This window comes from Enterobacter cloacae complex sp. IR5450 (genome assembly GCF_049238665.1).
In the GTDB taxonomy this organism is placed as follows: domain Bacteria; phylum Pseudomonadota; class Gammaproteobacteria; order Enterobacterales; family Enterobacteriaceae; genus Enterobacter; species Enterobacter hormaechei_C.
This window is the reverse complement of record NZ_JBMKIC010000009.1, coordinates 97,517-123,518: the sequence shown is the minus strand read 5'-3', so window position 1 is coordinate 123,518 and position 26,002 is coordinate 97,517. Positions and strand designations below refer to the sequence as shown.

The 26,002-nt window shown below is 58.9% G+C and carries 16 protein-coding genes; 12 read left to right on the top strand and 4 right to left on the bottom strand.

Annotation, left to right across the window (positions count from 1 at the left end):
• Positions 1–34 precede the first annotated feature (34 nt).
• Both ACOTYB_RS10040 and ACOTYB_RS10035 read right to left on the bottom strand, forming a co-directional pair.
• Positions 35–1,819, bottom strand: coding sequence for a methyl-accepting chemotaxis protein (locus ACOTYB_RS10040; protein ID WP_409248841.1), 1,785 nt, complete (start codon positions 1,817–1,819; stop codon positions 35–37).
• 106 nt (positions 1,820–1,925) lie between these two features.
• Positions 1,926–2,279: a DsrE/DsrF/TusD sulfur relay family protein gene (locus ACOTYB_RS10035; RefSeq protein WP_015570354.1), complete on the bottom strand. Its 354-nt coding sequence runs from the start codon at positions 2,277–2,279 to the stop codon at positions 1,926–1,928.
• A 73-nt stretch (positions 2,280–2,352) separates the two neighbouring features.
• Between ACOTYB_RS10035 and nasR the strand changes: the two genes are divergently transcribed.
• From nasR to ACOTYB_RS10000, 7 genes are all read left to right on the top strand, one after another.
• The gene (gene nasR, locus ACOTYB_RS10030) at positions 2,353–3,525 is read left to right on the top strand and encodes a nitrate regulatory protein NasR (protein WP_003856683.1); all 1,173 of its coding nucleotides are present in this window, start codon (positions 2,353–2,355) and stop codon (positions 3,523–3,525) included.
• Between the two features lie 227 nt (positions 3,526–3,752).
• Positions 3,753–5,000 carry a CmpA/NrtA family ABC transporter substrate-binding protein gene (locus ACOTYB_RS10025; RefSeq protein WP_220153118.1) on the top strand — a complete coding sequence of 416 codons (1,248 nt, stop codon included), beginning with the start codon at positions 3,753–3,755 and terminating at the stop codon, positions 4,998–5,000.
• Positions 5,001–5,002: 2 nt separating this feature from the next.
• Positions 5,003–5,881, top strand: a complete 879-nt coding sequence (gene ntrB / locus ACOTYB_RS10020) for a nitrate ABC transporter permease (protein WP_003856687.1) — start codon at positions 5,003–5,005, stop codon at positions 5,879–5,881.
• A gap of 9 nt (positions 5,882–5,890) precedes the next feature.
• Entirely contained in the window at positions 5,891–6,679 is a 789-nt protein-coding gene (locus tag ACOTYB_RS10015; protein WP_015570359.1) for an ABC transporter ATP-binding protein, read from the top strand.
• A gap of 12 nt (positions 6,680–6,691) precedes the next feature.
• On the top strand, positions 6,692–10,678 hold the full coding sequence (gene nirB / locus ACOTYB_RS10010) for a nitrite reductase large subunit NirB (RefSeq protein ID WP_220316919.1): 3,987 nt from the start codon (positions 6,692–6,694) through the stop codon (positions 10,676–10,678).
• Complete coding sequence (locus tag ACOTYB_RS10005) at positions 10,675–13,152, top strand: nitrate reductase (RefSeq protein WP_220153116.1); 2,478 nt, start codon at positions 10,675–10,677, stop codon at positions 13,150–13,152. The genes nirB and ACOTYB_RS10005 overlap by 4 nt, the downstream gene beginning before the upstream one ends.
• Positions 13,153–13,326: 174 nt before the next feature.
• On the top strand, positions 13,327–14,745 hold the full coding sequence (locus tag ACOTYB_RS10000) for a YchO/YchP family invasin (RefSeq protein WP_220153115.1): 1,419 nt from the start codon (positions 13,327–13,329) through the stop codon (positions 14,743–14,745).
• A 1-nt stretch (position 14,746) separates the two neighbouring features.
• Here ACOTYB_RS10000 and narL read toward each other — a convergent pair whose 3' ends face one another.
• Positions 14,747–15,397, bottom strand: coding sequence for a two-component system response regulator NarL (narL, locus tag ACOTYB_RS09995; protein ID WP_003856701.1), 651 nt, complete (start codon positions 15,395–15,397; stop codon positions 14,747–14,749).
• Positions 15,390–17,186, bottom strand: a complete 1,797-nt coding sequence (gene narX / locus ACOTYB_RS09990; RefSeq protein WP_003856703.1) for a nitrate/nitrite two-component system sensor histidine kinase NarX — start codon at positions 17,184–17,186, stop codon at positions 15,390–15,392. Before narX ends, narL begins: the two co-directional genes overlap by 8 nt.
• Positions 17,187–17,495: 309 nt before the next feature.
• On the opposite strand from narX, the gene ACOTYB_RS09985 reads away from it, so the two are divergent.
• The 5 genes from ACOTYB_RS09985 (at position 17,496) to narI (ending at position 25,934) form a co-directional block, all read left to right on the top strand.
• A complete protein-coding gene (locus ACOTYB_RS09985) occupies positions 17,496–18,893 on the top strand; it encodes a NarK family nitrate/nitrite MFS transporter (RefSeq protein ID WP_047054857.1) in 1,398 nt (465 codons plus the stop codon).
• A gap of 381 nt (positions 18,894–19,274) precedes the next feature.
• Positions 19,275–23,018, top strand: coding sequence for a nitrate reductase subunit alpha (locus ACOTYB_RS09980; protein WP_023300281.1), 3,744 nt, complete (start codon positions 19,275–19,277; stop codon positions 23,016–23,018).
• Positions 23,015–24,550 carry a nitrate reductase subunit beta gene (gene narH / locus ACOTYB_RS09975; protein WP_017384243.1) on the top strand — a complete coding sequence of 512 codons (1,536 nt, stop codon included), beginning with the start codon at positions 23,015–23,017 and terminating at the stop codon, positions 24,548–24,550. The genes ACOTYB_RS09980 and narH overlap by 4 nt, the downstream gene beginning before the upstream one ends.
• Positions 24,547–25,257, top strand: a complete 711-nt coding sequence (gene narJ, locus ACOTYB_RS09970) for a nitrate reductase molybdenum cofactor assembly chaperone (RefSeq protein WP_058658131.1) — start codon at positions 24,547–24,549, stop codon at positions 25,255–25,257. The genes narH and narJ overlap by 4 nt, the downstream gene beginning before the upstream one ends.
• Positions 25,257–25,934 carry a respiratory nitrate reductase subunit gamma gene (gene narI / locus ACOTYB_RS09965; RefSeq protein ID WP_409248839.1) on the top strand — a complete coding sequence of 226 codons (678 nt, stop codon included), beginning with the start codon at positions 25,257–25,259 and terminating at the stop codon, positions 25,932–25,934. The genes narJ and narI overlap by 1 nt, the downstream gene beginning before the upstream one ends.
• The last annotated feature ends 68 nt before the right edge of the window (positions 25,935–26,002 follow it).

Genomic DNA, 26,002 nt, shown 5'->3' with positions numbered 1-26,002 from the left:
GCGTTTACCCTGCTTAACGCGCGCCCGGGAAAAATTATATGCGGAAATGGCCAGCGGTCTCAGCAAGGTCGCCCGCCTGGCTTTGCAGCGCGCTGGCCGCCGCAGCAGACTGTACAACAAGCTCGGCGTTCTGCTGCACCATGCGATCCAGGTGAGTCACCGCGTGGTTAATCTCATGGATCCCTTTCATCTGCTCGCGGGTGGCAATAGATATTTCACACATTATGCCTGACACGCTCCCGACGCTGGCGCGGATCTCATCCATGCTGTCGCCCGCAAGGTGCACAAACCGGGAGCCGGTTGCAACGCTTTCGGTGGTGGAATCAATAAGGGATTTGATCTCTTTCGCCGCCTGAGCGCTGCGGCTGGCCAGGTTACGTACTTCCCCCGCAACGACCGCGAACCCACGGCCTTGCTCCCCGGCACGTGCCGCTTCCACCGAGGCGTTAAGCGCCAGAATATTGGTCTGGAAGGCGATGCCGTCAATGACGCTGGTGATATCGCCGATTTTCGCGGAAGCCAGTTCGATGGACTGCATGGTGCTGATGGCCTGAGCGACGACGTCGCCGCCGCGGGATGCGGCGGCAGAGGCCTTGCTAGCCTGTTCATTCGCTTCTGCTGCCGACTCGTTTGACTGCGTAACGGAGGCCGTGATCTCTTCCACGGCGCTGGCGGTTTCGCGAAGGCTTGATGCCGCCTGCTCGGTACGCCCGGAAAGATCCTGATTACCTGCCGCAATCTCATGCGCTGCGTTTTTCACTGAGGCGCTGGCATCACGCAGCTGGACCATCACCACAGAAAGCTTATCGCTGAAGGCGTTAAACGCCTGCGCAATATGCGCCACTTCATCGCCCCCCTTATCCGGCAGACGCTGCGACAGATCGTTAGTACCGTTGGCAATGCTGTTCATCGCGTCACGGATACCGGACAGCCGCTTAAGCAGGCGGGCAATCAGGAGGTGCATGAGGGCTCCGCTCAGCAGGGCGAGGATCGCCAGCGACAGTGCAGATGCTTTAAGCAATGAGCGCATCCCGGCGGTGGCATCGCCGTTATCGAGCGCCACAACCAGCAGCCAGTGCGTCCCCGGTACGGCGGTGGCCAGGAACGTTTTTTCGCGTCCGTTAAACGTTCCGTCAACCAGGTTGCCGCTTTTCAGGGTGGCAAAATCGGTCCCTTTGATCGTCTCCGTAAAAGGCTTAAGCGTCAGCGCAGGATCGCTGCCGGCAATAACGGTGCCGTTGCTGTCCAAAAGCAGTCCGCTGCTGGCCGGAGTCGGGTGAATACCGCGCACGTTAGCCACCACGCTGTCCATCGCCACATCGCCCGCCACCACTGCTTTCAGGGCGCCTTGCTCTTTAACCGGTACCGCGAACGTCACCACCAGTTTCCCGGTGCCCGCGTCCACATAGGGTGCAGTCACTACCGGGCCATCAGCGCTGACGGCCTGCTGATACCACGGGCGAAGGGTGGGATCGTAATCAGCGGGTACCCCGGTTGGGTCAGAAAATTTAGCCGTTTTGCTGGCATAACCCACGTAGACGTTGGTAAATCCACCCGCCAGTGCAAGCTGTTTAAACACCGGAACCGGATCGTCGCTGAGCGCGACCGACTGCGCCGAAGTGATGACGGTTATTTTGCTGTTCACCCAGTCGGCAATCGCCATGTTGTGGCTGGCGCTGGTGCTGGTCAGAATATCGCGCTGCGACTGCTGATTATCCTGGCGCGTGACCTGAAAGTTAATAATGGTATTAAGAAGAAGGGCGACGACCAGACAGCCTGTCGTCGCGGCAATGATGCGGGCGCGAATGGATCTGAACATAAGTGTAATACCTGCTGTGTTGTTTCCATGCCTATCGGCAACGGTGCAGGTAAACTTGATGCTGAAACCGCGTCCATAAGAAAATAATATTTTTAGCGGGTTATTATTAAAAAGTTAATACTTTATCGGCGGAAAGCGTCCATTCAGCCAGCTCGACCAGCGTGCCAATTTCCACGCCGTCAATTAGCGGCAACCCGGTAATGCCGCGCCCGTCGGTACAGGTTTTGCACAGTTTGACCGGAACGTTTTGCGCGGTCAGGATCTCCAGCATTTGTTGAATGTTGTAGCCCTCTGCGGGTTTTTGCCCCTTCAGCCCGGCCGTGACGGCGTCGGACATCAAAAAGAGGCGCAGCTCCAGCTCACTCTCCTTATCGCGCAGCGCGATTGCCAGGCGCAGGCTGTTAAAAAGGGATTCACTGCCGTAGGCCGCACCGTTGGCGACGATCACAATCTTCTGCATGTTGACTCCTGTTCTTTGAAAAGGCACGAATATTGCTTCTCGTACCGAAGAATACGTATCGGGGAGAGAAACGATGACGATAGTGGCTGGCAGTTCCCCTGGCGCAACCGAATGGTTCCAGCGTGCGAGAATGTTGCGCGAGGAACAGCTCGGCAGACTGGCGCAGCTGGGCGCACTGGTGAACGGCATCAGTCGACTGGTGCATATGCTACAGTGCGAGCGCGGTGCGTCAAATGTCTGGCTCTGCTCGCAGGGCAAATTGTACGCGCCTGAATGCAAGGCCAGCAGGGCCCTGGTGGATGAAAACCTCGCCGCATTGCACCTTCAGTTTAACGAACCGCTGCCGGGCAGCGCCCTGTGCGAACGTATTGCCAGCGCACTGCACGGCCTTGAGACGCTAACGGCGCTGCGTGATGGCGTTACAGGTCAATGCGTCACCGCGCCGCAGGCGATGGAACATTACAGCCGCATACTGCGTCATTTGCTCAGTATCGTACCCCAACTCAGCGACAGCATTGACGATCCGCACATCGCGGGCCGATTTGTGGCCCTTTACAGCCTGATGCAGGGCAAAGAACTTGTGGGACAAGAGCGGGCGCTGGGGGCTATTGGTTTCACCCAGGGATTCTTTGACGATGAAACCCGCCAGCGGCTGGTGGATCGCATTGATGGCCAGCAGGCCTGCTTTGAGGTTTTTATCTCCCATTGCACTCCAGACGTGCAGGAGTCATTTACCCTCAACTGCCTGCCGGGTCTGGAGACTGAAAAACTCAGGCGTGAAGCGTGCACCCGCCAGCCTCCGGCAGATAACGGTGATACCGCCCTCAAATGGTTTGCCCTGCAAACCGCGCGCCTTGAGCACCTGCGCACGCTGGAGGAGGTGGCAATTGCCGATCTGATGACGGCAGTTGAGGAGCGCCGCTATAGCGAAAACCTGCACGCAGACGATGAACACGACGATATCCTGGCGCGATTTCCGGATAAACCGCTGCTGCCGCTGGTGCGCCAGCAGGCGCGTGAAATTGAGCAACTCTCCCGTCAGCTTGCTTCCCTGCGCGACACGCTGGAGGAGCGTAAGACCATCGACAAAGCCAAAAGCGTGCTGATGACGCACCAGAACATGAGCGAGGAGCAGGCGTGGACCGCCCTGCGCAAAATGGCGATGGATAAAAACCAACGCATGGTAGATATCGCCCGTGCGCTGCTTACGGTGAAAAATCTGTGGAAGATACCCCCTGGGGAGTAGTTGCACAGTCAGTGGGCAATTTATGCCTGATTGAGGTGCGTAATACAGCGCTCTTCTTGCAGAAACCCCGTAACGCCGGGGATGAAAAGCTGGCATTACCTTTGCATTAACAGATTAACCATTTTCAACGATGCGCCAACGGCGGTGCATGCGTCTTCAGGATAAAGGCGTCCAGCGGTGCTTCAGCACCGTCGGGCGCTTTTTTTTGCCTTTTTTCAGGAGCAATTATGGCGGATTTGTCGAGACGGCGATTATTGCAGGCCAGCATGCTGGTGAGTGGTGCGATGCTATTGCCGGGTGTCATGCAGGCCGCATGGGCGGCGGGGTCAGATAAGCCTGAGCAGGATACCGTGCGTATCGGGTTTATCCCCCTGACCGACTGCGCGCCCGTGGTTATCGCGGCCCTGAAAGGGTTCGATAAAAAACACGGCATTACCATTGTACCGACCAAAGAGGCGAGCTGGGCGGCGGTGCGCGACAAGCTGGTGGCGGGCGAACTGGACGCCGCGCACATTCTTTACGGCCTGCTGTACGGTCTGGAGCTGGGTATCGCGGGCAAGCCGCAGCAGATGGCGAACCTGATGACCCTCAACCAGAACGGTCAGGCCATTACGCTCTCCAGCGATCTGGCGGAGAAGGGCGTTCGTGACCTCGACGGGCTGAAAAAGCTGATTGCGCAGCAGGCGCCGGGAACTTACACCTTCGCGCATACCTTCCCGACGGGAACGCACGCCATGTGGCTCTACTACTGGCTGGCCAGCGCGGGGATTAACCCGTTTGACGACGTGCGCACCGTGGTGGTGCCGCCGCCGCAGATGGTGATGAACATGCGCATTGGCAACATGGTCGGGTTTTGCGTTGGCGAGCCGTGGAACGCGCGGGCGATTAACGACCGCATCGGATTTACCGCCGCTACGTCGCAGTCCATCTGGGCCGATCACCCGGAAAAGATCCTCGGCACCCGACGCGACTGGGTGGCGAAAAATCCGCACACCGCACGGGCGCTGGTGAGCGCCGTGATGGAAGCCGCGCGCTGGATCGAGGCGTCAGCGGAAAACAAACGCGAAACCGCGCAGATCCTCTCGCGCCGCGCCTGGCTCAACTGCAAGGAACAGTATCTCACCGGACGCATGCTCGGCGAGTACGACAACGGGGTCGGTCAGCGCTGGCAGGATGCGCACCCGATCCGTTTCTTCAACGAGGGTGCCGTGAGCTACCCGTATCTCTCCGATGGCATGTGGTTCTTAACCCAGTTCCGCCGCTGGGGCTTGCTCAACGCCGCGCCGGATTACGCGGGCATTGCACAGCGCATTAACCAGACCGCGGTCTGGCAGGATGCCGCGACCGCCGTGGGCGGCATGTCCACACCGGCATCACCGTATCGCAGCAGCACCCTGATGGACGGCACCGTCTGGAACGGCACCGATCCGGAAGGGTACGCCAACCGCTTCGCCATTCACCGTAAAGGGGCCTGAGTATGCAGCATCTGCAAAATACAAAACCACAAGAGACGTCAGAGAGCGGGGAAGTGATAGTCCTGCCTCCGTTACAGGTTCGCCGTCGTGCGCCCGCGTTTACGCGTCGGATGAATGATTTTTTACAGCGCGTCATCCCGGCGCTGCTCGGTCTCGGCCTGCTGGTGGTGCTCTGGCAGCTGGCGGCGATAAACAGTAAAGGCTTTCCGACGCCGCTCAGCACGCTCGATTCGGCCATGACCCTGTTTGCCGATCCGTTTTATCGCGACGGGCCAAACGATATGGGCATTGGCTGGAACGTGCTGGCGTCGTTGCAGCGCGTCGCCATCGGCTTCGGTCTGGCGGCGCTGGCGGGCATTCCGCTGGGCTTTTTGATTGGCCGCTTCACCTTTTTCTCCCGTATGTTCAACCCGCTGATCGCGCTACTGCGTCCGGTCAGCCCGCTGGCCTGGCTGCCTATCGGCCTGCTGCTGTTCCAGAAAGCGGAGCCTGCATCGAGCTGGACTATTTTTATCTGCTCCATCTGGCCGATGGTCATTAACACCGCCGAAGGGGTGCGCTGTATTCCGCAGGACTACCTCAACGTGGCCCGGGTGCTGCAACTCTCAGAGTGGACCATCATGCGCCGCATTCTTTTCCCGGCCGTGCTGCCTGCGGTGCTGACCGGGGTACGTCTTTCCATTGGCATTGCCTGGCTGGTGATTGTCGCCGCCGAGATGCTCACCGGAGGTTTAGGCATTGGCTTCTGGATCTGGAATGAGTGGAACAACCTCAACGTCGAAAACATTCTCATCGCCATCGTCATCATTGGCGTGGTCGGGTTGCTGCTGGAGCAGGGGCTGATGCTGATCGCCCGTCGCTTTAGCTGGCAGGAAAAATAAGGAGTGAAGATGAAACCGTTAATTCAGGTCCAGGCCGTGAGCCAGCGTTTTTCCACCGCCAGCGGCGAGTTTCTGGCGCTGCAAAACGTCTCTTTTGATATCCACGAGGGCGAAACCGTCAGTCTGATTGGTCACTCCGGCTGCGGCAAGTCGACGCTGTTAAACCTGATCGCCGGGATCACGCTGCCGACGGAAGGCGGGCTGATTTGCGACAACCGCGAAATCGCCGGGCCGGGGCCAGAGCGCGCGGTGGTGTTTCAGAATCATTCGCTGCTGCCGTGGCTGACCTGCTTCGACAACGTGGCGCTGGCGGTGGATCAGGTCTTCCGTCACACCATGAGTAAGGCCGAGCGCAAAGCGTGGATTGAGCACAATCTCGACCGGGTGCAGATGGGCCACGCGCTGCATAAGCGCCCCGGGGAAATCTCCGGCGGTATGAAGCAGCGCGTCGGGATTGCCCGCGCGCTGGCGATGAAGCCGAAAGTCCTGCTGATGGATGAACCCTTCGGCGCGCTGGATGCGCTGACGCGCGCCCATCTTCAGGACTCGGTGATGCAGATCCAGCAGGCGCTGAACACCACCATCGTGCTCATCACCCACGACGTGGACGAGGCGGTACTACTCTCTGACCGCGTACTGATGATGACCAACGGCCCGGCGGCCACCGTGGGTGAGATCCTGCGCGTCGATCTGCCGCGCCCGCGCAACCGGGTGCAGCTGGCGGACGACAGCCGCTATCACCACATGCGCCAGCAGATCCTCCATTTCCTCTACGAAAAACAGCCGAAAGCGGCGTAATGAGGGGGCACGATGCGACTGGTCATTATCGGTAATGGTATGGCGGCAACCCGGCTGATTGCGTCGCTCACCGGGCGTGTTCCCGGTCGTTTCGCTGTCACCGTCATCGGTGACGAGCCGGAGCAGGCATACAACCGCATCCAGCTTTCGCCAGTGCTGGGTGGCGAAAAGCAGGCGGAGCACATCTGTCTGCACGATGAAGACTGGTACACGGCACGAGGCGTGACGGTGCTGCGAGGAGAAACGGCGCTCGCAGTAGACGTCAACGCGCGTGAAGTGCATACCTCTGCTCGCACGCTGGGCTGGGATGCGCTGGTGTTTGCCACCGGTTCTACCCCTGTTGTGCCGCCGATCCCCGGCGGCGATGCGCCGCATGTGTTCACCTTTCGCACCCTGGCAGAAACCCGCGCCATCCAGAATATCTCCGGGCCGGCGGTAGTGCTGGGCGGCGGCGTACTCGGCGTGGAGGCAGCGGCAGCGCTGGCGCGCAAGGGTGACAACGTCACGCTCGTGCATCGCGGTCCGTGGCTGATGGAACAGCAGCTGGATCAGCAGGCGGGACTGTTGCTGGAAGAGGCGCTGGCGGCGCGGGGCGTTAGCTGTGAACTCGCCTCCGGCATCACCGCCATCGCTGACGATGCCGTGACGTCGCTCGACGGACGCCGCATTGCCGCCACGCGCGTGGTGCTGGCAACCGGCGTGCAGCCCAACGTTGCGCTGGCAAATGCCAGCGGCATTCGCTGCGCGCGCGGCATCGTGGTGGATCAGCAGATGCAAACCTCCGTGCCGGGTATCTACGCCATCGGCGAGTGCTGCGAAATTGACGGCCAGACGTTTGGCCTGGTGGCCCCCTGTCTGGCGCAGGCGGATATTCTTGCCGCGCGGCTGGCCGGGGAGGTCACCGCGCCGTTTACCCTGACCGACAACGGCGTGCGCCTTAAGGTGACCGGCGTGGAGCTGTTCAGCCTCGGACGCGCGACAGCGCAGGCGGACGATGTGGTCTGGAGTTCATGGGACCCGCTGACCCGTCACTATCGACGTTTACTGATCCATCAGGGGGCGCTGGCTGGCGTGCTGCTGCTGGGTGACTGCCGCAGCGCGGCAACCTTTACCGATTTACTGGCAACGGCTGCGCCCGCCCACGCGGACTGGCTGTTCGATCGTTTCACAACGCAACCGCAGGTTGCAGGACAGAACGCTATGACAAAACCTACTCTGGTGGTGGTTGGGCACGGTATGGTCGGCCATCATTTCCTCGAAGACTGCGTTAACCGCAATTTGCATCAGCAGTATCAGATTATTGTTTTTGGCGAAGAGCGCTATGCCGCCTATGACCGCGTGCATCTGTCGGAATATTTTGGCGGACGCAGCGCGGACTCGCTCTCGCTGGTGGCGGGGGAGTTCTTTGCCGATAACGGCATTGAGCTGCGCCTCTCGCAGCAGATCGTTGCTATCGATCGTGATGCACACGTAGTGCGTACCGCCAGTGGCCATGAGACTCACTGGGACAAGCTGGTGCTGGCGACCGGCTCGTACCCGTTCGTACCACCCGTTCCGGGCAACGATCTGCCGGGCTGTTTTGTCTACCGCACCCTCGACGATCTGGACAACATTGCGGCCCATGCGGCAGGCTCTCGACGCGGCGTGGTAATTGGCGGCGGCCTGCTGGGTCTGGAGGCGGCGAATGCACTTAAGCAGCTCGGGCTGGAAACTCACGTGGTGGAGTTTGCGCCGAACCTGATGGCGGTGCAGCTCGACAACGACGGCGCGGCAATGCTGCGCAAGAAAATTGAGGCGCTGGGCGTAGGGGTGCACACCAGTAAATCGACGACGGAGATTGCCACCGCAGACGACGGGCTGGTGCTGCGCTTTGCCGATGGTGAACAGCTGGAAACGGACATGGTGGTCTTCTCTGCCGGTATTCGTCCGCAGGACGCGCTGGCGCGCAGCAGCGGGCTGGTTATCGGCGAGCGCGGCGGTATCTGTATTGACGACGGCTGCCGGACTTCCGATCCGGACGTGCTTGCCATCGGCGAATGCGCGCTGTGGGAGGGAAAAATCTTTGGCCTGGTGGCCCCGGGCTACCAGATGGCGCGCGTGGCCGCCGCTGTGCTGGCGGGTGAGGAGAAGCGCTTCACCGGCGCGGATATGAGTACCAAACTCAAGTTGCTGGGCGTGGATGTGGCGTCGTTTGGCGATGCTCACGGGCGCACGCCGGGTGCGCTGAGCTACCAGTGGACGCACGGGCCGCAGCAAATCTACAAAAAAATTGTGGTCAGCCACGACAGCAAAACCCTGCTGGGTGGCGTGCTGGTGGGCGATGCCAGCGAATACGCCACGCTGGTGCAGATGATGCTCAACGGCATCAGCCTGCCAAAAGAGCCGGAAACGCTGATCTTACCCGTATCGTCAGGCAGCGCGCCGAAAGCGCTGGGCGTGGCGGCGCTGCCGGAAAGCGCGCAGATCTGTTCGTGTCATAACGTCAGCAAAGGGGATATCTGCCAGGCGGTAAGCGCGGGCGCAACGGATATCGGCGCCATTAAGCAGTGCACCAAAGCGGCGACCGGCTGCGGAGGCTGTAGCGCGCTGGTGAAGCAGGTGATGGAGTTCCAGCTTGCGGAGCAGGGCGTGGAGGTGAAGAAAGATATCTGCGAACACTTCCCGTACTCGCGTCAGGAGATTTACCACCTGGTGCGCGTCAACCATATCCGCACCTTCGACCAGCTTATCAGCCGCTACGGTCAGGGGCACGGGTGCGAGATCTGTAAGCCGCTGGTGGGATCGGTATTGGCTTCCTGCTGGAACGAGTATCTGCTGAAACCGGCGCATCTGCCGTTGCAGGACACCAACGACCGCTTTTTCGCCAATATTCAGAAGGACGGAACGTACTCCATCGTCCCGCGGATGCCTGCGGGTGAAGTGACCGCCGACGGGCTGATCGCCATCGGCCAGATCGCGAAACGCTATAGCCTTTACAGCAAAATTACCGGCGGGCAGCGTATTGACCTGTTTGGCGCCACGCTCGAACAGTTGCCGGAAATCTGGCAGGCGCTGGTGGAGGCCGGGTTTGAGACCGGACATGCCTACGGGAAATCTCTGCGCACGGTGAAATCCTGCGTCGGGTCGACCTGGTGCCGCTACGGCGTGCAGGATTCCACCGGCCTTGCGGTCAGGCTGGAGCACCGCTACAAGGGCCTGCGCGCGCCGCACAAAATCAAAATGGCGGTCTCCGGCTGTACCCGTGAGTGCGCAGAGGCGCAGAGCAAAGACGTGGGGGTGATTGCCACGGACAAAGGCTGGAACCTCTATCTGTGCGGCAACGGCGGGATGAAGCCGCGCCACGCGGACCTCTTCGCCAGCGATCTGGACGACGAAACGCTGATCCGCACCGTTGACCGTTTCCTGATGTTCTACATTCGCACGGCAGATCGTCTGCAACGTACCAGTACCTGGATGGATAACCTGGAAGGCGGCCTCGACTATCTGCGCGAGGTGATCCTCAACGACAGCCTGGGGATCGCCCACGAGCTGGAGCAGGAGATGGCTCGGGTGGTGGAAACTTACCAGTGCGAATGGCAAACCACCCTTAACGATCCTGACCGCCTGGCGCTGTTCCGCACTGCGGTGAACGTCCCCGCCGCGGAGGAGAACAAGCGCTGGCAGGAAATTTGCGGCATCGATGATATCCCCGAGCAGGCGGGCATCGGCGCGCGGCTTGGCCGAAAACCGATTGCGCTGTTCCGCTTTGGAACGTCCGTTTATGCCCTGGACGACCTGGAGCCGGGCAGCAGCGCGAACGTGCTTTCGCGCGGCATCCTTGGCGATGCAGCGGGCGAGCCGGTGGTGATTTCCCCGCTTTACAAGCAGCGCATACGTCTGCGCGATGGGTGTCAGGTGGAGAACGGCGAACCCGTGGTGCGCGCCTGGCCGGTAAAAATTGAAAACGGCAAGGTATGGGTTGGAAATGAAGAGCTGGTGATGCGTGCGGAGGCCTCATGACCGAAACCCGGACAACGTGCCCTTACTGCGGGGTGGGCTGCGGCGTGGTCGCCAGCGCAGACGGTGATAAGGTGAGCATTCGGGGGGATGAAACTCATCCGGCGAATTTCGGTCGTCTGTGTGTAAAAGGATCTGCCCTCGGGGAAACCACGGGGTTGCAGGGACGCCTGCTGCGCCCGGTGGTCGATGGCCGGGAGGTGGCATGGCCGCAGGCGCTGGGCGAAGCGGGCGAGCGGCTACGGAACATCATCAACGAATGGGGGCCGCAGGCGGTGGCGTTTTATGCCTCCGGCCAGTTGTTGACCGAGGATTACTATGCCGCCAACAAGCTGATGAAAGGCTTTATCGGGGCGGCGAACATTGATACCAACTCGCGGCTGTGCATGTCATCGGCGGTGGTGGGCTACAAACGCGCCTTCGGTGAAGACGTGGTGCCGTGCAGCTACGAGGACGTGGAAAACAGCGATCTGGTGGTACTCGTTGGCTCAAACGCGGCCTGGACGCATCCGGTGCTGTATCAGCGGCTGGTGCAGGCAAAGCACAACAATCCGCAGATGAAAGTGGTCGTGATCGATCCGCGTAAAACCGCCACCTGCGATATCGCCGATCTCCACCTCGCGCTCAGACCCGGCAGCGACGCCGGGCTGTTTGTGGGGTTGCTCAATCTGATTCAGGGGCGGGGCGAGTGGCCGATCCCTCGCGTGGCGGCGTTTTGCGATCTGCCTTCAGACGAGATTAGCACCTTCTACGACTGGTTTATCACCGCGCCACGCGCGATCACGCTCTACACCATGGGGATCAACCAGTCCTCCACCGGCAGCGACAAGTGTAACGCCATCATTAACGTGCATCTTGCCAGCGGGAAGTTCAACCGTCCTGGCTGCGGCCCGTTTTCGCTGACCGGACAGCCAAATGCCATGGGCGGGCGGGAAGTGGGCGGGCTGGCGAATCAGCTGGCGGCGCACATGAACTTCGAGCCGGACGATCTCTCGCGCGTGGCGCGTTTCTGGGGAACGGAACGGCTGGCGCAGACCCCGGGCCTGATGGCGGTGGAACTGTTTGACGCTATTGCCCGCGGCGAGGTGAAGGCGGTGTGGATCATGGGCACCAACCCTGCCGTGTCGCTTCCCGACAGCCACGCGGTGTGCCAGGCTCTGGCGGCCTGCCCGCTGGTCATGGTATCTGAGGTGATGCAGGAGACGGACACCAGCCGGTTTGCCCATATCCGTTTTCCCGCCCTGGGCTGGGGCGAGAAAAACGGCACGGTTACCAATTCTGAACGCCGTATCTCCCGCCAGCGCGCCTTTCTGCCTGCGCCGGGCGAGGCCAGACCGGACTGGTGGATAATCGCCCGGATGGCAGACCAGCTCGGTTATGGCGATGCCTTCGCCTGGGAACACCCTCAGGAGATATTTTGTGAACATGCGGCGCTGACGGCGTTTGAAAATAACGGCGAACGGGCGCTAAACCTGCGCGAACTGGCGTCGCTGTCGCGAGAGACGTGGGACGCGCTGGCGCCTTATCAGTGGCATGCCGGTGATTTCCCGCAAAGAAATCTTGTACCGGTTGATCCTTCCTCGCATGGGGCAGGCGTCGACGAATTGTACCCCTTGATACTGAATACCGGGCGGATCCGCGATCAGTGGCACACCATGACGCGCACGGGGTATGTTCCGCGCCTGATGCAGCATATCGATGAGCCTTTTGTTGAGATGAACGCAACCGATGCGGCGCGCGCCGGGCTGACTGACGGCCAGCTGGCGCGGGTAAGCTCACCGCGCGGAGTGATGGTTGCCAGAGTACGTATCTCCACCGCGCAGCGTGCGGGCGAACTGTTTGCGCCGATGCACTGGAACGCGCAATTTGCACGGCAGGGGAAGGTCAACGCGCTGGTGGAAGGGCGGGTTGATGCCGGTTCCGGCCAGCCGGAGAGTAAACAAACCGCGGTGAAGATCCTGCCCTGGCTACCCGCCTGGCAGGGTGAACTGTATGCCCGCGAGCTACCAGCGCTGCCGCCGTCGGTCTGCTGGTGGCGTAAAGCCTCACGTCTGACGGTGGCGGGGGAGCAGCCGTTGCTGTCGTGGGTCATGGCGTACGCCAGCGGTCGGGGCTGGCAGTTACAGGTGGCACAGACGGGAGAACGCAGCAGCGTGCTCGCCTGGCATCACGGCGAGCTGATGCTGGGCTACTGGGAGGGCCATACGCTGCCGGCGCTGGCGCATGCGTTTATTGAAGAAGCCTTTGCTGCTGCACCCGTACAACTCGCTGAACGCCATGCGCTGCTGCACGGACAACGGCCGGGCGAAGATGCCGATCCCGGGCGAATTATCTGTAGCTGCTTCAGCGTGGGTGAAAATACGATACGTAAGGCGATAGCCGGAGGCTGTGATTCTGCCGCAGCGCTGGGCGTGAAGCTGCGCTGCGGCACGAACTGCGGCTCCTGCGTGCCGGAGCTGAAGGCGCTGTTGGGATAATAGTGCAAGGGCGTCGGTTGACGGCTTCGCACCGGTACGAATTTGTAGGTCGGGTAAGGCGAAGCCGCCACCCGACAAATCTTTTCAGGATATTCCTGAAATTTCTGTTAAGACTGGTTTTCAGGGGTTATGGCGTTAACATAATAAGCGTTTGTTCATAAACACAGGTTCTGATTGACGACGTTGAAGGCTGTATCGTCCCGCATCCGTTTTTTGCTGTTACTCCCCCTTTTTACGGCTGGAGCCGTTCACGGTGCGCCGAAATCCTTCGTGCAGCAGGCGCAGAATCCGTTTGATAATAACGGCGATAGCCTGCCGGATCTCGGTATGGCGCAACCGACCACCGAAGGCGAAAAGCATCTGGCTGAAATGGCAAAGGCCTTCGGTGAAGCCAGTATGACCGATAACGGCCTGACGGCCGGGCAGCAGGCGCGACAGTTCGCGTTTGGCAAAGTGCGGGATGCCGTCAGCGGGGAAGTCAACGAGCAGATTGAATCCTGGCTTTCACCCTGGGGAAACGCCAACGTCAATGTACTGGTGGATGACGACGGCAACTTTAACGGCAGCAGCGGTAGCTGGTTTATCCCCTGGAACGACAACACCCGTTATCTGAGCTGGAGCCAGCTTGGCCTGACGCAGCAGACAGATGGGCTGGTGAGCAATGTCGGGATCGGGCAGCGCTGGGTTGCCGGAAACTGGCTGCTGGGCTACAACACCTTTTACGACAACCTGCTGGAAGACAACCTGCAACGTGCCGGGCTGGGCGCAGAGGCGTGGGGTGAAAACCTGCGCCTGTCGGCCAATTACTACCAGCCGTTCGCTGGCTGGCAGCCGCGTTCCGACATCCGCGAGCAGCGCATGGCGCGCGGGTACGACGTAACGGCCAAAGCCTGGCTTCCCTGGTTTCATCACCTGAACACCAGCGTCAGCTTTGAACAGTATTTTGGCGATAACGTCGATCTGTTTAACAGCGGTACGGGGTATCACAATCCGGTTGCGGTCAACCTGGGGCTGAACTATACCCCCGTTCCGCTGGTCACCCTGACGGCTGCCCATAAGCAGGGGGAGAGCGGCGTTAGCCAGAATAACCTCGGGCTGAAGCTCAACTATCGCTTTGGCGTGCCGCTGGCGAAACAGCTTTCCGCCGGAGAAGTGGCGGCGACGCGCTCGCTGCGGGGCAGCCGCTATGATTCACCTGAGCGCGATAATCTGCCCGTGATGGAATTCCGTCAGCGCAAAACCCTCTCGGTATATCTGGCCACGCCGCCGTGGGATCTTAAGCCAGGCGAAACCGTGATGCTGAAGCTGCAAATTCGCAGCACGCACGGTATCCGGCAGATCCACTGGCTGGGTGATACCCAGGCGCTCAGCCTGACCTCACCGGCAAACGGCAACAGCAGCGATGGCTGGAGTGTGATCATGCCTGCATGGGATGATTCAGAAGGGGCGAAAAACGCATGGCGGCTAACGGCCGTGGTGGAAGATAAGGATGGGCAGCGTGTCTCCTCCAATGAGATCACGCTTTCCGTGGTGCAACCGCTCGTCGCAATGCCTGCCGACGATCCACGGTGGAAGTTGCTGCCGGATGAGTAAGTTAAAAAATGCGCTCCTGATGCACCCAGACGGCGGCTTCGACGCGGGATTTTAACTTCATTTTTTTCAGCATGTGTTTGACATGCACTTTGACCGTGCTCTCGGTGATGTCCAGACGGCGGGCGATCATTTTGTTCGGCAGCCCCTGGGCAATCAGCTTCAGAATGTCACGCTCGCGCGGGGTCAACTGGCTGACGTCGCGGTCAGACGTGGCGCGGTTCGCACGCAGGCTGGCGGCCAGTACCGGCGTTAACGCTTCACTCAGCACCATCTCGCCTGCGGCAGCCTGTTGCAGCGCCTTGAGCAGATCTTCCGGCTCCATATCTTTCAGCAGATAGCCGTCTGCCCCTCGCTTGAGGGCGGTGACCACGTCTTCTTCATGGTTTGAGACGCTGAAGACCACCACCCGGCCAGAGAGGGATTTCTCCCGCAGCTTGTCGAGGGTTTCCAGGCCATTCATGCCCGGCATGTTGAGATCGAGCAAGATCAAATCAGGATCGAGCGATTCGGCAAGTTCAATACCCTGTTCGCCGTTGCTGGCTTCCCCGACGACGGTGATATCTGGCGCCATGCTGACAAGCTGTTTAACGCCAGTGCGCAGCATCGGATGATCGTCAATCAACAAGATAGATGCCGGTTCCTGATTAGTCATGGTTTTCTCCTTGAGCAGTTATGAGGGGCTTTTCGGGTATAAAGGTGACCACTACTTCGGTGCCACCTGACTCTCCCCGGCGAACCTGGCAATCACCGCGCAGGCTTTGCGCGCGGTCTCGCATGATAATTAAACCATAATGGTTCGTTCGTTCGGCATTTTCCGGCACGCCGCGGCCGTTATCCTGAACCCTGAGCTTCACCTGATTATCCTGGCAGCTGACGGTGACCGTAACGGCCGTCGCCTCGGCATGCTTGAGCACGTTGCTCAGGGCTTCACGGGCAATTTGCAGCAAATGGATCGCCTGGTGAGAGGGGACAAAACGCGGTGGCAGCTGGTAATCCAGCTTCACCGGGAAGCCCAGCCGGGCACTAAACTCCTGACAGCTGGACTCCAGCGCAGGGCGCAGCCCCGGCTCGGTGAGCTGCAAACGGAAGGTGGTCAGCAGCTCGCGAAGCTGAACCCACGAGGTGTTAAGCTCGTTGCGGATCTGGCTGAGCAGCTGTTTGCTGCTCTCGGGCATGCCTTCGTCCTGCATTTGCAGGCAGCTCACCTGCATCTTCATGCAGGAGAGGGACTGGGCGATGGAGTCGTGCAGCTCGCGGGCGATGGTGGCACGCTCCTCCATCACGATCAGCTGCTGCTGTTTCTCCTGGTGGCGGTCGAGCGCCAGCGTGGCCGTGAGCTGCTCAACAAGCGTATCGACCAGCTGCTGCTGGTCGTGGCTCAGGTGACGTCCGGCGGGCAGGGTGGCCAGCAAAATACCGTACTGGGTATGGCTGTCCATCAGCCGCCACTTGAGGGTTGTGCCGCTGGTGGTAAGCGGCGGCAAGCCGCGCGGGCACAGATGACACCCTTTATCGTCGCAGGAGATGTCCGACTGACAGGTAAATTCCTGATGGTTTTCCTCATCTTCAACGTCGTAAACCCGAAGCTCAAGATCGCGGAGCAGAGTCAGGTTTTGCAGGCCGTTCAGTACTGGCGAGAGACGTTCGCAAAGCGGTACCTGCATATGCAGGCGACGGTTCGCCTGCCAGAGGAAAGAGAGGATCTCGTTTTTTTGCTCAAGCCCGGCGGTTTTCTCCTGGACGCGTTGTTCCAGTACCGCGTAGCTTTCTGATAGCTCTGCCGACATGGTGTTGAGCGCCTCGCCGAGCATCGCCATTTCGTTGCGCCCGCTGATGTGCGTGCGCTGGGTAAAATCGCGCTGTGTGACGGCGCGGGCCATCGCCAGGAGCTGTTTCCAGGGGTTAAGCAACCGCGCGCGCAGCCAGATAACCGTGAAAATCAGCAGCAAACCCATAAACAGCGCCATTGCGCGGTGAACCATCACCACACGGTCAATGCGTAACTCTGTGGTGCGATCGAATGAGGAGACAAGATGATCGATGCGTGACACAAACCCGGCGACATCCTGGGCGACCGTTTCCCGGTCTTCCGCCCGCTTTAAGCCGGGCTCCAGCTGGGTATGCCAGTAGCCCTGAAGCGCCTTAAGCTGAGATTGCTGACCGTCACGGATGGCGGCTCTTTCCAGTTCAGGGCTGAATGCGGTACGCTCCATTTCGTCGATAAGCGGTTGGTCAGCCTGCGTCAGCGGCACCGACGCCAGTAGCCGGTAACTCTGCATACGTAGTGAGCCTGCCTCGTTGATGGCATGCGCGTTACCCTGTACACCCTGTACCAGCCAGCCAGAAATAGCCATGCCGGTCACACCGATAGCGGTGGACAGCAGAACAATAAGCGCCAGCTGGTTAACCAGCGTCAGCGGAGATAAACATCTTTTTAACATAGAGTTGCCGGGCTCCTGACGTGACCTGATTGCAGGAATGGCGCTATTCTGGTGCATACCCTGGAGTATACCCATACCAATAAAGGATTACCTCTAAATTGCCAGAGGGGTAACGGTTAGTGGGTGGACGAAGCAGGGATGCCTCAGCACCGTGAAAAACCACACCTTTTTTACGTTTTGCATCTACTCATTAAGAGTGATGGCTTTTTTTTTGCCGCAAAACCTCCCACTTTTCCTTTGATTTATATCAACTTACCGCCGTCCTAAAGTCCTAATGTTTGCAGCATCATTCGAGAATCAGAGGTGTCTATGAGTCACTTATCCGCTCCCGAAAGGGAAACTGGTGCCGTTATTACAGACTGGCGTCCAGAGGATCCGGCGTTCTGGCAACAGCGCGGCCACCGTGTAGCAAGTCGTAATCTGTGGATTTCCGTTCCATGTCTGTTACTGGCGTTTTGCGTCTGGATGTTGTTCAGTGCGGTTGCGGTTAACCTGCCAAAAGTGGGCTTTACCTTTACCACCGATCAGCTGTTTATGTTGACCGCGTTGCCGTCGCTTTCAGGCGCACTGCTGCGCGTTCCTTATGCGTTTATGGTGCCGGTCTTTGGTGGTCGTCGCTGGACGGCTTTCAGTACCGGGATCATGATCATACCGTGCGTGTGGCTCGGTTTTGCGGTGCAGGATACCTCCACACCGTTTAGCGTGTTCGTGATTATCTCTCTGCTGTGCGGTTTTGCGGGGGCGAACTTTGCGTCCAGTATGGCAAACATCAGCTTCTTCTTCCCGAAAGCGAAGCAGGGTGGCGCGCTGGGCATTAACGGCGGCCTGGGTAACATGGGCGTGAGCGTGATGCAGCTGATTGCACCGCTGGCGATCTCTGTCTCCATCTTTGCGGCCTTTGGCGGCGGCGGTGTGACGCAGCCCGACGGTTCCGTGCTGTTCCTGCAAAACGCCTCCTGGATTTGGGTACCGTTCCTGGTGGTCTTTACCCTGGCGGCGTGGTTCTTCATGAACGATCTGTCCGCGTCCAAAGCGTCACTGAGCGAGCAGCTGCCGGTTCTGAAGCGTGGCCACCTGTGGGTGATGGCGCTGCTGTATCTGGCGACCTTCGGCTCGTTCATCGGTTTCTCCGCAGGCTTTGCCATGCTGTCTAAAACCCAGTTCCCGGACGTGCAGATCCTTCAGTTTGCCTTCTTCGGTCCGTTTATCGGCGCGCTGGCACGTTCGCTGGGCGGGATGATCTCCGACCGTCTGGGCGGGACGCGCGTTACGCTGGTGAACTTTGTTGTAATGGCCATCTTCTGTGCGCTGCTGTTCCTGACGCTGCCTGCGGGTGGTGAGGGGGGTAACTTCTTTGCCTTCTTCGGCGTCTTCATGGTGCTGTTCCTGACCGCCGGGCTGGGCAGTGCGTCTACTTTCCAGATGATCTCTGTCATCTTCCGCAAGCTGACCATGGACCGCGTGAAAGCGCAGGGTGGGAGCGACGAGCAGGCAATGCGTGAAGCCGCCACCGATACCGCTGCGGCGCTTGGGTTTATCTCTGCGATAGGCGCGATTGGCGGCTTCTTTATTCCAAAAGCGTTCGGTATCTCACTGGATCTGACCGGCTCTCCGGCGGGTGCGATGAAAGTATTCCTCGTCTTCTATATCGCCTGCGTGGTCATCACCTGGCTGGTATATGGCCGTAATACCAAGAAAAACAAGTAAGCTTGATTATCCGTTTGCGCGGCCTGAGTGCCGCGCTTTTTTTAATCGCTAAATAGTTACAACATACTAATGGCGTTACCCGTGCTCACCCGCAGGTCACGCTGTGATCGCCATCGCTTTACAGGTGTTTCTACCCCTTAATACCTAAGATGTTAAATTTTGCCTCGCTTATTGTACGATAAATAAAATATATCTATATAAATCATAAGGTTAAAAAATATTAACAACTACCGCTTTGGTGGTATTTGATCTAATACCCCCCCTCAGAGTCCCCCTTCGTCTTGATCGTTATCAATTCTCACCATCTTTCATAGCGTTACCTTCGCTGCAAATCAGCAATGTCGATTTAGAGAGCCACAGGCTCCACACAGGAGATACCCGATGAGCAAATTTTTGGACCGGTTTCGCTACTTCAAACAGAAGGGTGAAACTTTTGCCGATGGGCACGGCCAGGTTCTGGATACCAACCGGGACTGGGAAGACGGTTACCGTCAACGCTGGCAGCATGACAAAGTTGTCCGTTCTACCCACGGCGTAAACTGCACTGGCTCATGTAGCTGGAAGATTTTCGTTAAAAACGGTCTGGTGACCTGGGAAATGCAGCAGACCGATTATCCGCGTACCCGTCCGGATATGCCGAACCACGAGCCGCGTGGCTGCCCGCGTGGGGCCAGCTACTCCTGGTATCTCTACAGCGCAAACCGACTGAAATACCCGCTGATGCGTAAACGCCTGATGAAAATGTGGCGTGAAGCGAAAGTGCAGCACAGCGATCCGGTTGATGCCTGGGCCTCCATCATTGAAGATGCCGACAAAGCGAAAAGCTTCAAGCAGGCGCGTGGTCGCGGTGGTTTCGTTCGCTCTTCCTGGAAAGAGGTGAACGAGCTGATTGCGGCTTCCAACGTCTACACCGTGAAAACTTACGGTCCTGACCGTGTGGCAGGCTTCTCGCCAATCCCGGCGATGTCGATGGTCTCTTACGCCTCCGGCGCGCGCTACCTGTCACTCATCGGCGGAACCTGCCTGAGCTTCTACGACTGGTACTGCGACCTGCCGCCAGCGTCGCCACAGACCTGGGGCGAGCAGACCGACGTGCCGGAGTCCGCTGACTGGTACAACTCCAGCTACATCATCGCCTGGGGCTCTAACGTTCCGCAGACCCGTACCCCGGATGCGCACTTCTTTACCGAAGTACGTTACAAAGGGACCAAAACCGTTGCCGTGACCCCGGACTACGCCGAAATCGCCAAGCTGTGCGACCTGTGGCTGGCGCCGAAACAGGGTACCGATGCCGCCATGGCGCTGGCGATGGGCCACGTCATGCTGCGCGAATTCCACCTCGACAAGCCAAGCCAGTATTTCACCGATTACGTGCGTCGCTACACCGACATGCCAATGCTGGTGATGCTCGAAGAGCGTGACGGCTATTACGCCGCAGGCCGTATGCTGCGTGCCGCAGATCTGGTGGACGCGCTGGGTCAGGAAAACAACCCGGAGTGGAAAACGGTCGCCTGCAACAGCAACGGCGAGCTGGTGGCGCCAAACGGCTCTATCGGCTTCCGCTGGGGCGAAAAAGGCAAATGGAACCTGGAGCAGCGTAACGGCACCACGGGTGAAGAGACGGAACTTCGTCTCAGCATGCTGGGCAGCCAGGATGAGATCGCCGATGTCGGCTTCCCGTACTTTGGTGGTGAAGGTTCCGAGCACTTCAACAAGGTTGAGCTGCAAAACGTTCTGATGCACAAACTGCCGGTTAAGCGCCTGCAACTGGCGGACGGTTCTACTGCTCTGGTCACTACCGTCTACGATCTGACCATGGCGAACTACGGCCTGGAGCGCGGCCTGAACGACGAAAACTGCGCGACCAGCTATGATGACGTGAAGGCTTATACCCCGGCCTGGGCGGAGCAAATCACCGGCGTGCCACGCGCGCAGATCACCCGTATCGCGCGTGAATTTGCGGAAAACGCCGACAAAACCCACGGTCGCTCCATGATCATCGTCGGTGCCGGTCTGAACCACTGGTATCACCTCGATATGAACTATCGCGGCCTGATCAACATGCTGATCTTCTGCGGCTGCGTCGGGCAGAGCGGCGGCGGCTGGGCGCACTACGTGGGCCAGGAAAAACTGCGTCCGCAGACCGGCTGGCAACCGCTGGCGTTTGCCCTTGACTGGCAGCGTCCGGCCCGTCACATGAACAGCACCTCCTACTTCTATAACCACTCCAGCCAGTGGCGCTACGAGACGGTTACCGCCCAGGAACTGCTGTCGCCGATGGCGGATAAATCCCGCTACAGCGGCCACCTGATTGACTTCAACGTGCGCGCTGAGCGTATGGGCTGGCTGCCGTCTGCGCCGCAGCTGGGCACGAACCCGCTGCGCATTGCGGAAGCGGCGAAGAAAGCGGGCATGTCACCGGTTGACTACACCGTTAAATCCCTCAAAGACGGCTCAATCCGCTTCGCGGCAGAACAGCCGGAGAACGGTAAAAACCATCCGCGTAACCTGTTCATCTGGCGCTCTAACCTGCTGGGTTCGTCCGGTAAAGGCCATGAATACATGCTGAAATACCTGCTCGGTACCGAAAACGGTATTCAGGGTAAAGATCTCGGCAAGCAGGGCGGCGTGAAGCCAGAAGAAGTTGAATGGAAAGACAACGGTCTGGACGGCAAGCTGGATCTGGTGGTAACGCTGGACTTCCGTCTGTCCAGTACCTGCCTGTACTCCGATATCGTGCTGCCTACCGCCACCTGGTACGAAAAAGACGACATGAATACGTCGGATATGCATCCGTTTATTCATCCGCTGTCTGCGGCCGTTGATCCGGCATGGGAATCAAAAAGCGACTGGGAAATCTACAAAGACATCGCGAAGAAATTCTCCGAAGTCTGTGTAGGGCACCTGGGCAAAGAGACCGACGTGGTGACGCTGCCAATCCAGCACGACTCCGCTGCCGAACTGGCGCAACCGCTGGACGTGAAGGACTGGAAAAAAGGCGAGTGCGACCTTATCCCAGGCGTAACCGCGCCGCACATTATTCCGGTTGAACGTGATTACCCGGCAACGTACGAGCGCTTTACCTCTATCGGCCCGCTGATGGAAAAAATCGGTAACGGCGGGAAAGGGATCGCCTGGAACACCCAGAGTGAAATGGACCTGCTGCGCAAGCTCAACTACACCAAAGCGGACGGCCCGGCGAAAGGCCAGCCGATGCTGAACACGGCGATTGATGCGGCGGAAATGATCCTGACCCTGGCCCCGGAAACCAACGGCCACGTGGCGGTGAAAGCCTGGGCGGCCCTGAGCGAGTTTACCGGTCGTGACCATACGCACCTGGCGAAGAATAAAGAGGAAGAGAAAATCCGCTTCCGCGATATTCAGGCCCAGCCGCGCAAGATTATCTCCAGCCCGACCTGGTCTGGCCTCGAAGATGAACATGTGTCCTATAACGCCGGATACACCAACGTTCACGAGTTGATCCCATGGCGCACGCTTTCTGGCCGTCAGTCTCTGTATCAGGACCACCAGTGGATGCGTGACTTCGGTGAAAGCCTGCTTGTGTACCGTCCGCCAATCGACACCCGCTCCGTGAAAGCGGTGATGGGTGCGAAATCGAACGGTAACCCTGAGAAGGCGCTGAACTTCCTGACGCCGCACCAGAAGTGGGGTATCCACTCCACCTATAGCGACAACCTGCTGATGCTGACCCTGTCGCGCGGGGGGCCAATCGTCTGGATGAGCGAAGCGGACGCCAAAGATCTGGGTATCGAAGATAACGACTGGATTGAAGTGTTCAACAGCAACGGTGCCCTGACGGCACGTGCGGTGGTGAGCCAGCGTGTACCGGCCGGGATGACCATGATGTACCACGCGCAGGAACGTATCGTTAACCTGCCGGGGTCTGAGATCACCGAACAGCGCGGCGGTATTCACAACTCCGTGACCCGTATTACGCCGAAGCCGACCCACATGATCGGTGGTTATGCCCAGCTGGCCTACGGCTTTAACTACTACGGCACCGTAGGATCGAACCGCGATGAGTTCGTGGTGGTACGTAAGATGAAGAATATTAACTGGTTAGATGGCGAAGGTAATGACCAGGTACAGGAGAGCGTAAAATGAAAATTCGTTCACAAGTCGGCATGGTGCTGAATCTGGATAAATGCATCGGCTGTCATACCTGCTCAGTCACCTGTAAAAACGTCTGGACCAGCCGTGAAGGTATGGAGTACGCCTGGTTCAACAATGTGGAAAGTAAGCCGGGCACCGGCTTCCCGACCGACTGGGAAAACCAGGAGAAATGGAAGGGGGGCTGGATCCGTAAAATCAACGGCAAACTGCAACCGCGCATGGGTAACCGTGCCATGCTGCTGGGTAAAATCTTCGCTAACCCGCATCTGCCGGGCATCGATGATTATTACGAGCCATTTGATTACGACTACCAGAACCTGCACAACGCGCCGGAAAGCAAACACCAGCCGATCGCCCGTCCTCGCTCGCTGATCACCGGCCAGCGCATGGACAAAATTACCAGCGGTCCAAACTGGGAAGAGATTCTGGGCGGCGAGTTCGAAAAACGCGCCAAAGACCAGAACTTCGAGAACATGCAGAAGGCGATGTACGGCCAGTTCGAAAACACCTTCATGATGTACCTGCCGCGCCTGTGCGAACACTGCCTTAACCCGGCGTGCGTGGCGACCTGCCCAAGCGGCGCCATCTACAAGCGTGAAGAAGATGGCATTGTGCTGATCGACCAGGACAAGTGCCGCGGCTGGCGTATGTGCATCACCGGCTGCCCGTACAAAAAAATCTACTTCAACTGGAAGAGCGGTAAGTCTGAGAAGTGCATCTTCTGCTACCCGCGTATCGAAGCCGGTATGCCGACCGTCTGCTCAGAGAGCTGCGTAGGTCGTATCCGCTACCTCGGCGTGCTGCTGTACGACGCGGACGCGATTGAAAATGCCGCAAGCACCGAGAACGAGAAAGATCTGTATCAGCGTCAACTGGATGTCTTCCTCGATCCAAACGATCCGAAGGTTATTGAGCAGGCGCTGAAAGACGGTATTCCGCAGAGCGTGATTGACGCCGCACAGCAGTCTCCGGTGTACAAAATGGCGATGGACTGGAAGCTGGCCCTGCCGCTGCACCCGGAATACCGCACGCTGCCGATGGTCTGGTATGTGCCGCCGCTGTCTCCGATTCAGTCTGCGGCGGATGCGGGTGAACTGGGCAGCAACGGCATTCTGCCGGACGTGGAAAGCCTGCGTATCCCGGTTCAGTATCTGGCCAACCTGCTCACCGCCGGGGATACCCAGCCGGTACTGCTGGCGCTGAAACGTATGCTGGCGATGCGTCACTTCAAACGTGCGGAAACTGTTGACGGCGTGAACGATACCCGCGCGCTGGAAGAGGTTGGTCTGACCGAAGCGCAGGCGCAGGAGATGTACCGCTATCTGGCAATCGCTAACTACGAAGATCGTTTCGTGGTGCCGAGCAGCCACCGTGAACTGGCTCGCGAGGCCTTCCCGGAGAAGAGTGGGTGTGGCTTTACCTTTGGCGACGGTTGCCACGGGTCAGACAGCAAATTCAACCTGTTCAACAGCCGCCGCATCGACGCGATGGATGTGACCAGCAAAACGGAGCCGCACCAATGATTGAACTCGTCATTGTTTCGCGTCTGCTCGAGTACCCTGATGCTGCGCTTGTGCAGCATCAACAGGAACTCTTTGATGCACTCGCGTCATCTGAAAACCTGGATAAAGAGGATGCCCAGAAGCTGGGCGTTTTCCTCCGCGATCTGCTGGCGCGCGATCTTCTTGATGCGCAGGCGGACTACAGCCAGCTGTTTGACCGGGGGCGTGCCACGTCTCTGCTGCTGTTCGAACACGTTCACGGTGAATCCCGCGACCGTGGTCAGGCGATGGTGGATCTGATGGCCCAGTACGAGCAGCACGGTTTGCAGCTCGACAGCCGCGAGCTGCCGGATCACCTGCCGCTGTATCTGGAATATCTGGCGCAGTTGCCGAAAGAGGAAGCGCTGGGCGGGTTGCAGGACATTGCTCCCATTCTGGCGTTGCTCGGCGCGCGTCTCCAGCAACGTGAGAGCAGCTATGCACTCCTGTTTGATCTGCTGGTGAAACTGGCTAACGCCTCGGTTGACAGTAAAAAAGTGGCGGAAAAAATCGCGGATGAAGCCAGGGACGATACCCCACAAGCACTGGATGCCGTCTGGGAAGAAGAGCAGGTGAAATTCTTTGCTGACCAGAGCTGTGGCGAATCTGAAATCTCCGCGCATCAGCGTCGTTTTGCCGGAGCGGTGGCTCCGCAATATTTGAATATCTCTAACGGAGGACAGCACTAATGCACTTCCTGAATATGTTCTTCTTTGACATTTACCCGTATATCGCGGGCACCGTGTTCCTGGTGGGAAGCTGGCTGCGTTATGACTATGGCCAGTACACCTGGCGTGCTGCCTCCAGCCAGATGCTGGATCGTAAAGGGATGAACCTGGCGTCAAACCTGTTCCACATCGGGATTTTGGGGATTTTCGCCGGTCACTTCCTGGGGATGCTGACCCCGCACTGGATGTACGAAGCGTGGCTGCCGATTGACGTGAAGCAGAAGATGGCGATGCTCGCCGGTGGCGCCTGTGGCGTGATGACCCTGGTGGGTGGTCTGTTGCTGCTGAAACGCCGTCTGTTCAGCCCACGCGTGCGGGCTACCACGACCGGAGCGGACATCCTTATCCTCTCCCTGCTGATGGTGCAGTGTGCGCTGGGTCTGCTGACCATTCCATTCTCTGCGCAGCATATGGACGGCAGCGAGATGATGAAGCTGGTGGGATGGGCGCAGTCTGTCGTGACCTTCCGCGGGGGCGCCTCTGAGCATCTGGACGGCGTGGCGTTCATCTTCCGCGTTCACCTGGTGTTGGGTATGACCCTGTTTGTGCTGTTCCCGTTCTCTCGCCTGGTGCACATCTGGAGTGCGCCGGTGGAGTACCTGACGCGCAAATATCAGGTTGTGCGTGTTCGTCGCTGATTCGCTGTATTAATACAACCCCGCATATGCGGGGTTTTTTTTGTCCCCGATCCAGGGTTTCGTGCGGA

Excerpts from the sequence above, each read along its gene's own strand:
- ACOTYB_RS10040 (WP_409248841.1), bottom strand. The coding sequence starts at position 1,819 with ATGTTCAGATCCATTCGCGCCCGCATCATTGCCGCGACGACAGGCTGT.
- ACOTYB_RS10035 (WP_015570354.1), bottom strand. The coding sequence starts at position 2,279 with ATGCAGAAGATTGTGATCGTCGCCAACGGTGCGGCCTACGGCAGTGAA.
- nasR (WP_003856683.1), top strand. The coding sequence starts at position 2,353 with ATGACGATAGTGGCTGGCAGTTCCCCTGGCGCAACCGAATGGTTCCAG.
- ACOTYB_RS10025 (WP_220153118.1), top strand. The coding sequence starts at position 3,753 with ATGGCGGATTTGTCGAGACGGCGATTATTGCAGGCCAGCATGCTGGTG.
- ntrB (WP_003856687.1), top strand. The coding sequence starts at position 5,003 with ATGCAGCATCTGCAAAATACAAAACCACAAGAGACGTCAGAGAGCGGG.
- ACOTYB_RS10015 (WP_015570359.1), top strand. The coding sequence starts at position 5,891 with ATGAAACCGTTAATTCAGGTCCAGGCCGTGAGCCAGCGTTTTTCCACC.
- nirB (WP_220316919.1), top strand. The coding sequence starts at position 6,692 with ATGCGACTGGTCATTATCGGTAATGGTATGGCGGCAACCCGGCTGATT.
- ACOTYB_RS10005 (WP_220153116.1), top strand. The coding sequence starts at position 10,675 with ATGACCGAAACCCGGACAACGTGCCCTTACTGCGGGGTGGGCTGCGGC.
- narL (WP_003856701.1), bottom strand. The coding sequence starts at position 15,397 with ATGACTAATCAGGAACCGGCATCTATCTTGTTGATTGACGATCATCCG.
- narX (WP_003856703.1), bottom strand. The coding sequence starts at position 17,186 with ATGTTAAAAAGATGTTTATCTCCGCTGACGCTGGTTAACCAGCTGGCG.
- ACOTYB_RS09985 (WP_047054857.1), top strand. The coding sequence starts at position 17,496 with ATGAGTCACTTATCCGCTCCCGAAAGGGAAACTGGTGCCGTTATTACA.
- ACOTYB_RS09980 (WP_023300281.1), top strand. The coding sequence starts at position 19,275 with ATGAGCAAATTTTTGGACCGGTTTCGCTACTTCAAACAGAAGGGTGAA.
- narH (WP_017384243.1), top strand. The coding sequence starts at position 23,015 with ATGAAAATTCGTTCACAAGTCGGCATGGTGCTGAATCTGGATAAATGC.
- narJ (WP_058658131.1), top strand. The coding sequence starts at position 24,547 with ATGATTGAACTCGTCATTGTTTCGCGTCTGCTCGAGTACCCTGATGCT.
- narI (WP_409248839.1), top strand. The coding sequence starts at position 25,257 with ATGCACTTCCTGAATATGTTCTTCTTTGACATTTACCCGTATATCGCG.